This is a genomic window from Treponema sp. R80B11-R83G3 (genome assembly GCF_054786115.1).
In genome coordinates this window covers 1-2,310 of record NZ_BDHF01000156.1, presented here as the reverse complement: position 1 = coordinate 2,310, position 2,310 = coordinate 1, and the positions used below count along the sequence as shown (strand labels likewise).

At 30.7% G+C, this 2,310-nt stretch carries 2 protein-coding genes; both read right to left on the bottom strand.

Features of this window, described 5'->3' with window-relative positions; all coding sequences use genetic code 11:
• Window positions 1–93 precede the first annotated feature (93 nt).
• Entirely contained in the window at window positions 94–891 is a 798-nt protein-coding gene (locus tag ACYVRH_RS11875; protein ID WP_461257127.1) for an EFR1 family ferrodoxin, read from the bottom strand.
• A gap of 294 nt (window positions 892–1,185) precedes the next feature.
• Complete coding sequence (locus ACYVRH_RS11870; protein ID WP_461257126.1) at window positions 1,186–1,980, bottom strand: sugar phosphate isomerase/epimerase family protein; 795 nt, start codon at window positions 1,978–1,980, stop codon at window positions 1,186–1,188.
• Window positions 1,981–2,310 lie beyond the last annotated feature (330 nt).

Genomic DNA, 2,310 nt, shown 5'->3' with positions numbered 1-2,310 from the left:
ATTTTCATAAATGTTTGTGTTTTAACGCCAAACATCCGCTTAAAAGCATGTGCTTTATCGTTATAATTTGTTTTTTCCCCGCCCATTATAAATTTATATCATATTTTGAGGTTGTCGAACAAGTCTATTATATTCAAATAATTCCATATAATTTATTTCGGGATTTGTATATCTTCTTCTGTTTTGAGTTTTATCTTTATAATTAATTGCCTTTTGTGGACAAAATTGAATACAGGCTATGCAGTTTTCACAATGATGTTTAAATTGTGGTTTATTATTTACCATCTCGATATTCTTTACCGGGCATACTTTTTCACATACAGTGCAGCCTGTACAATTATTGTTAACATTATAATCTTTATCCATACTTGCCGCTTTTTTTACAAAATCTTTATTGATAAATTCAAATATTTTTGTGAGTTTATTTATACGATTATTTCTTTTTGTTTTTATTGAGTGAATAATAGGGATAAGTTTTTTATTTGATTTTTCAGTTATTTCATTTATTTTTTCACTCATATCATACATAATCACATAGTTTGAAAACATTTGCAATTTTTGACCATAATTTAATTTTATACCATGCTTTTTATGTAATAATTCATATAATTGATAAATTGCATTACCAGCAGAGCCGCCATAAGTTGTTACAGCATAAAAATACGCTTTTTTATTATTTTCCAAATATATATTTTCAATAAATTCAATAACTTTTTTTGGCAATCCCCAGAAATATGTTGGATAAATAAAGCCAATACTGTCGTATTGTTTTGTAAAATCATGTAAATTTGCCATTGATACAATTTCACAATTTTGAATTTCTTTTGAAATGTTTTTTGCAACCTTTAAGCAATTTCCAGTTCCTGAAAAATAAAATACTATATTGTTCATAATGTCTCCTTTCATATTATGATATTATTTTGGCTTTTTTGTCAATTTATTATTATAATTTTTCAATAAACTTTAGCCCCAATTGCATATAACGTTCCGGCTGTATATGACGTTTTTTTGCGCCCGATAAGGAAAAATGCGAAGCATTTTTACGGGCGCAAAAAAATGTGCTGGAACAAAACCGTGCAGAGGGCGCAAGCCCGAACACGGTTTTGTGGAAGCCAAGCCGCCGTAAGGCGGCGAAGCATATACAGACCTGTTATGTGCAGTTTGCCCTGTTTTTAATTTTTAAATTTATATTTTCATAAGTTTATAAGCTCTTTTTATTGCTTCAGATAAATACTCTGTTGCAGTAAATTCTTTTGAAATATCTATAAATTGTGCATCTATTTCCAATGCCAATACACCTTTATAATTAATATTTTTTAATTGTTCCATTATATGTTTCCAATCTATTGTACCATCAAATGGGAGTAAATGCTGATCGCATGTACCATCATTATCATGTAAATGTAATGCAATAAGTTTATCCCCATATTCTTTAAGACAGTCAATTTTTGGCGTAAAACAATGATTATGCCCACTGTCATAACAAAATTTTAATTTATCAGATTTAATATTATCGAATAGAAATTTAAGGTATTCAGGTTTTCGTAGATTTTCAAGGGCTATAATAACGTTATTTTTTTCTGCGTTTTCAACAATTTGTTTAAACCTATCAAGCCCTAATTGACCATAAGGAGGCGGATTATCTCCGCTTGAAACATGCATAACCGCTACAGGAATTTCATATATTTTACAGTCATTAATATACGATGAATATCTATTAAGTATATCCTGCCCGTCAAGTGAATCTTCCCATATCGTATTTATTCCGGTAAATGAAAAATGTGTGTTTTCAAGTTTTAAACCATTATTCCGAATAATTTCCGGCTCCATTTCTTTTGGTCCATTTATTTCTTTATATTCATCTCCCCACCAAGTCATAACCGACCGAAATCCAGCATTTTTAATTAGTTTTATAATTTCATCAAAGGGAAACCTAAATCCAAACCATGTATAAATTCCTATATCCATATTTTCAATCACATTACCCTCTCATATTAATATATTATACTATTTTTATATTTTAATCAATATATTCTCGAATAATTTCAGGGCAAATTGCACATAACGTTCCGGCGGTAAAAGACGTTTGGGGCAGGTTATAGGGCGTTGCGTAGCAACGACCCCTGCCCCAAATGTGGCGAAACAAAAGCGTGCAGAGGGCGTAAGCCCGAACACGCTTTTGTGTAGCCTAGTGTGCTGTAAAATACAGACAACGATATAAAAGAATGATATAATTGAGGCATGAGGAAAATACAGCCGCAAATAAACAAAGAAGACAAATTGCTGATGCAAAGATTATTATCAACAGGG

What these genes read in the sequence shown, in the direction of transcription:
- ACYVRH_RS11875 (WP_461257127.1), bottom strand. Translation starts at nt 891, where the DNA reads ATGAACAATATAGTATTTTATTTTTCAGGAACTGGAAATTGCTTAAAG.